Source organism: [Clostridium] aerotolerans DSM 5434 (assembly GCF_000687555.1).
Classification (GTDB): domain Bacteria; phylum Bacillota; class Clostridia; order Lachnospirales; family Lachnospiraceae; genus Lacrimispora; species Lacrimispora aerotolerans.
In genome coordinates, this window is record NZ_JHWJ01000036.1 from 1 (window position 1) to 5645 (window position 5645).

A 5645-nucleotide genomic window follows, 5' to 3' on the forward strand; every position below is an offset into this window, starting at 1 on the left:
GGGATAAACGCTGAAGGCATCTAAGCGTGAAGCCCCCCTCAAGATGAGATATCCCATCGCAAGAGTAAGACCCCTTGAAGACGACGAGGTAGATAGGGCAGAGGTGGAAGCATGGTAACATGTGCAGCTGACTGTCACTAATAGGTCGAGGGCTTAACCAGGTTGGTTTAGGTAAGAGGAAGAACGGATGAAGATATATAACAATGTGTGGTTTTGAGGGTATGTGCCTCAAGGATTGCTGAAAAGCAATATTCCTCGATAGCTCAGTCGGTAGAGCAAACGGCTGTTAACCGTTGGGTCGTAGGTTCAAGTCCTACTCGGGGAGCTTTGGCCCCATGGTCAAGCGGTTAAGACATCGCCCTTTCACGGCGGTAACACGAGTTCGAATCTCGTTGGGGTCATTGAATGCCGATGTGGCTCAATTGGCAGAGCAGCTGATTTGTAATCAGCAGGTTATCGGTTCGAGTCCGATCATCGGCTTTCACAAAAACTAAATACATCTATCAGATTATTATGTTTAGGACCTTTAGCTCAGTTGGTTAGAGCAACCGGCTCATAACCGGTCGGTCCCGGGTTCGAGTCCCCGAAGGTCCACTAGCACTGAACTAAAATTTTGATAATCTGGCCCGGTGGCTCAGCTGGTTAGAGCGCCGCCCTGTCACGGCGGAGGTCGTGGGTTCGAATCCCATCCGGGTCGTTCTGTGCTTATGTACAGATTTTTATTTAGCGGGTAAATAATTTATTTACCAAATTGCATATGGGATCTTAGCTCAGCTGGGAGAGCATCTGCCTTACAAGCAGAGGGTCATAGGTTCGAGCCCTATAGGTCCCATTTCCATGAGAAATCATGAGAATGCCGGCGTGGCGGAACTGGCAGACGCACAGGACTTAAAATCCTGCGGGACTTACCTCCCGTACCGGTTCGATTCCGGTCGCCGGCATTTGCCTGATAAGGCAATTAAGTGAATATGTGTGTGTAGCTCAGCTGGATAGAGCACTTGGCTACGGACCAAGGTGTCGGGAGTTCGAATCTTCTCACGCACGTACTGTAAGGCCCTTGTTTACAAGGGTTCGCATAAAGAAAGCATCCTATACAGGGTGCTTTTTTTGTGCTATAAATATATTAGATACGGTATGTGACCTTCTGCAGGATAGAGTAAATAACTTAAGAAAAGAGGTAGAAACTATGATAAATGGCTGTGCGGAATTAATTGATAAAAGATATTTGGAGAGAGCAGAGAGGCTTGGTGTTGCCCTTTTGTGTGATGGTGTGAAGAAAAGCGGCTTGGATATCTCCAACTGTGGCTGTTTGGATGCGGGGATTATGCCGGTAGACCGGGGAATGGCTATGGTCGGTACTGCTTTGACTGTGGAGACAAGTGAGGGGGATAATTTTCCTATTCATCTGGCAAGCTACTGTGCATCTTCGGAAGGATATGTTATGGTGATAGATGGAAAGGGGTATCAGGGTAAGGCATATTGCGGTGATCTCATTATGGCGGCATGCCAGGCGATGGGATTTCTGGGAATGGTCGTTGATGGATATACCAGAGACAGAGATGGAAATATTGAACTGGGATTTCCGGTATATAGCAGAGGTTTTATGCCCAATGGCCCTAAGAAAAAAGAAGAAGGAAATGTTAATACAGATATTATTTGTGGAGGAATCAAGGTCTGTCCAGGCGATCTGGTAGTTGGTGACTCGGATGGGGTATGCGTGATTCCCAGACAACATATAGAGCTGGTCCTTGATATGGCAGAGGAAAAGCTGGCATATGAGGCAGAGAGAAGACGCACGATTGAAGCTTATCGGGAAGCCAAGAAAAATGGTACAGAATTGCCACAGCTGGCGCCGCAATGGGTACTTGATATGATGAAGGATAGAATGGAGTGATGGCTTTAAAATAGTCAAACAATCTTTACGGGAATTCACTCCTTTACAAAGAAATAAAATGGGTGTATAGTAGCAGTTGTGAGTGGATGCGCTGGTAGCTCAGCTGGATAGAGCGTCTGGCTACGGACCAGAAGGCCGCGAGTTCGAATCTTGTCCAGCGCATGGAAAAGAACAGTTTGAATGTTATATATAAACTGTTCTTTTTTTATGCCCATTTTTCACTCATTGATTTTGAATATAAGGCGTAAAATTATATAAGAATAGTATTATTTGGATTTTTATTTGATTAATTTAGTAAAAATAATGAATTATAACTGGAAGATGCACTTATGTAAAAAATAGCTTGATTTTTTTGTTAATTTTATTATACTAAAATAAGAGTGAAAAAACTAAAATTCAGGTGCGACGAGGTAACTACAGACAATGGGTCCAGTGCCTCTTTTTTTATATCAATGGTTAAATGAAGCGGATAGGAGACATTTATGTTAATTCAGGCAGAGATGGTGAAACGATTGGAGCAGCTTCCAGGAAAAGTCAGCTTTTATTTTGAAAATCTGATGACAGGAGAAACCATGGTGTATCACGAACAGGCTCCGATGATGGCGGCCAGTGTAATCAAATTGTTTGTCATGACTTCTGTGTTTGAAGGTTTGGAGAGAGAGCTGTTTCAGCCGGATCAGATGTTTGAAATTAAAAGAGCAGATTGTGTACCCTCCTGCGGCGCGCTCACTTATCTTCATAATGGAATCCAGGTGACACTTATGGATTTAGTGACGCTCATGATTATTTTCAGCGATAATACGGCTACTAATGTTTTAGTTGATTTTATGGGGATGGAATTTATTAATGAGACTATTTCCAGATTAGGATTTGAAAAGACGGTACTGCAGAGGAAGATGTTTGATCTGGAAAAATCAAAACAGGGGATTCAAAACTATATTACAGCGGGAGAGACAGGCCGGCTATTGAACATGATGTATCATGGGGACCTGGTCAGCAGACATGCCAGTGAACGTATGGTGTCCATCATGAAGAATCAGCAGCTTTCCGGGAAGATACCATTTTATTTAAAAGCAATTCCTGACAGGCCGAAAATTGCCCACAAGACAGGGGAGGATACTGGCATCAGTCATGACGTGGGAATTATTTACGGAAAGGTTCCTTTTATTGTCTGCTATTGTGGGAATGAGACGGATACGCCTTGTTTCGAGAGATTCATGGCGGAACTTTCATTGGAGCTTTATCAGGAGCTTAATCTGTAAAATAGTCCAAAGATAAACGTTAGATTGAAGAGATCAATAAGTGATTGAAATACAGAAGATCACCTGAGAAATGAATCTGTATCAGGGTGAATATATATTTAATAGACAAGGAGGAAAATGAATGAGAAAAAGAAGAATATTAGCAGCTGCCGTAGGTGCAGTTCTTGGGGCATCCATTGTTTTAAGCGGGTGTAGTTCCACGGCTACCGTGAAAAAAGGAGCAGGAGCCCAGGAAAGCGGGTCAAAAGGGGGAGAAACCAAGGATGGTGCCGTGTATACAAAATTATATGGCGCCGAGGCGTCGACTTTGAACTACCTGGTCTCATCTTCGGAAGCTGATTATAAAATTGGGGCAAACTGCATCGATACTCTGGTGGAGTATGACAGCAAGGGACAGATTAAACCTGGGCTTGCGACGGAGTGGAGTTATGACGATGCTTCTCTTACCTGGACCTTTAAGCTGAGGGAGGCCAAATGGGTGGACCATACGGGGAGTGAAGTTGGAGAGGTTACGGCTCAGGACTTTGTAGATGCTATGAAGTATCAACTGTCCCCGGAAAATGAAAGTGCTAATGTGCAGAATCTTTTTGGAATCATTGCCAATGCGGAGAATTATTACAATGGTCAGGTCTATAAAGGCGGACCGGATAAAGATGGAAAGGTGTGGGAGACTGTGGACTTTTCTACGGTTGGTGTAAAGGCAGTGGATTCCCATACTCTTACTTATACTTTGGATAAGGAAGTTCCTTATTTCCTTTCTTCGCTTGCCTATATTGTTTATATGCCGGCTTACGGACCTCAGCTGGAATCCCTGGGAAAAGAATTTGGCACTGGGGCAGATAAGATGTATTACAATGGTGCTTATTATTTGGAGGAGTATTCTCCTCAGGAGAAGCATGTACTTAAAAAGAATCCCTTAAATTATGATGCGGCTTCTGTTTACATAGAGGAAATCCAGGAGATTTATAATGCAGAGTACAATACCATTGGGCCGGAAATGGTAAAACGGGGAGAGGTGGATTATGCGGAAATTTCTGCGGATATCTTAGATGACTGGCTAAAGGGTGAGGATACGAAGAATCTGGTCAGCAGAGAAAGGCCAAAAACCAGCTACTCCTATTTCTACTCCTTTAATTTCAATCCTCAGTTTGATGCCCAATATGAGCCGGATAACTGGAGAAAAGCCGTGAATAATGAAAGCTTTAGAAAGGCATTATTTTATGGTTTGAATAAGGCGAAGGAAGTGGCGGTCATTGAACCTACTACTCCTGATGATTTTGTGCTTTCTTCTATTACTCCTAAGGATTTCACTTATAATGCAGATGGCAGGGATTATACTGAGGTGGGAGAAATGAAAAACCTGGGCCAGACATTTGATGAGGCGAGGGCAAGGGGATATAAGGATCAGGCGATGAAAGAGCTTTCCGTATTAGGTGTGACTTTTCCGGTTAAGGTGTTAATGCCATATAACCCTTCGGAAATCAACTGGGATAAGGAGTGTCAGGTCGTGAAGCAGCAGATGGAAAGCTTGCTTGGGACCGACTTTATCGAGATTGTGGTTGAGGCAGGTCCTGCGGATGGATTCTTAACGGAGGTGCGCAGAGGCGGGAAGTTTGCTCTGATGAAATGTAACTGGGGCGCTGACTTTGCAGATCCGGAAACCTGGACGGATCCATTTTATCAGTCAAAAGGTGAGAGTGGATATGACCTGGGTTATAAATATGGAAATATAGCTAAGGCCATTGAAGAGGGGACACCGTCTGCAGAGGCGGCAAAGGAATACTTTGAGCTTGTGGATGCAGCAAAGGAGATTAAGGTGGATATTAACGCCAGGTATGAGGCATTTGCAAAGGCGGAGGCCAGTTTGATCAATCATGCATTTGTCCTACCCTATAGCATTTCAGTAAGCAAATATGTGGCAACAAAGCTAGATGTATTTGATGGGCAGTATGCACCTTTTGGGGTGTCTAATCTCAGGTATAAGGGACAGCATCTGTTGGATCATTATGTTTCTATGGAGGAGTATAAGGCGAACAGGGAGGCGAATGAAAAGTAAGAATAAATTATGTTAACTAAGAAAAGGATATAGAGAAGAGCATAGATAGAAGAAAAAAAGAAGCGAAGAAAAAAAGAAGCGAAGAAAAAAGGAAGCGAAGAAAAAGAGAAGCGTAGAAAGAGAGAAGCGTAGAAAGAGAAGCGTAGAAAGAGAGAAGCGTAGAAAGAGAGAAGCGTAGAAAGAGAGAAGCATAGAAAGAGAAGCGTAGAAAGAGAGAAGCATAGAAAGAGAAGCGTAGAAAGAGAAGAGATAGAAGCGTAGAAAAAGAGAAGCGGAGAAATAGAAAAGAAGAGAAACAGAAAAGTGGATAAATAGAAAAGCAAAGAAACAGAAAAGCAGAGAAACAGAGAAACAGAAAAGCAGCGAAACAGAGTAACAGAGAAACAGCGGAGCGATAGATAATTCAAAGAAACTTAGAGCAATAGAATTAGTG

Annotated in this window: 3 protein-coding genes, 9 tRNA genes and 1 rRNA gene; all 13 read left to right on the plus strand. The window is 43.3% G+C overall.

Going from position 1 to position 5645, the window contains the following annotated elements; all coding sequences use genetic code 11:
* Positions 1–161, plus strand: a 23S ribosomal RNA gene (locus tag T546_RS0122135); the annotation flags it as partial.
* Between the two features lie 91 nt (positions 162–252).
* Positions 253–325: transfer RNA gene (locus T546_RS0122140), tRNA-Asn, on the plus strand.
* Positions 326–329: 4 nt separating this feature from the next.
* A tRNA-Glu gene (locus T546_RS0122145) sits at positions 330–401 on the plus strand.
* A 6-nt stretch (positions 402–407) separates the two neighbouring features.
* Positions 408–480: transfer RNA gene (locus tag T546_RS0122150), tRNA-Thr, on the plus strand.
* 40 nt (positions 481–520) lie between these two features.
* Positions 521–594, plus strand: a tRNA-Ile gene (locus tag T546_RS0122155).
* Positions 595–623: 29 nt separating this feature from the next.
* Positions 624–697, plus strand: a tRNA-Asp gene (locus T546_RS0122160).
* Positions 698–759: 62 nt separating this feature from the next.
* Positions 760–832 (plus strand) — tRNA-Val (locus T546_RS0122165).
* 23 nt (positions 833–855) lie between these two features.
* Positions 856–941: transfer RNA gene (locus T546_RS0122170), tRNA-Leu, on the plus strand.
* A 29-nt stretch (positions 942–970) separates the two neighbouring features.
* Positions 971–1044 (plus strand) — tRNA-Arg (locus T546_RS0122175).
* 142 nt (positions 1045–1186) lie between these two features.
* On the plus strand, positions 1187–1894 hold the full coding sequence (locus T546_RS0122180; RefSeq protein ID WP_026893474.1) for an RraA family protein: 708 nt from the start codon (positions 1187–1189) through the stop codon (positions 1892–1894).
* Positions 1895–1982: 88 nt separating this feature from the next.
* Positions 1983–2056, plus strand: a tRNA-Arg gene (locus T546_RS0122185).
* Between the two features lie 320 nt (positions 2057–2376).
* On the plus strand, positions 2377–3156 hold the full coding sequence (locus tag T546_RS0122190) for a serine hydrolase (RefSeq protein ID WP_034600371.1): 780 nt from the start codon (positions 2377–2379) through the stop codon (positions 3154–3156).
* A gap of 121 nt (positions 3157–3277) precedes the next feature.
* Entirely contained in the window at positions 3278–5212 is a 1935-nt protein-coding gene (locus tag T546_RS0122195) for a peptide ABC transporter substrate-binding protein (protein WP_026893476.1), read from the plus strand.
* Positions 5213–5645: the final 433 nt, after the last annotated feature.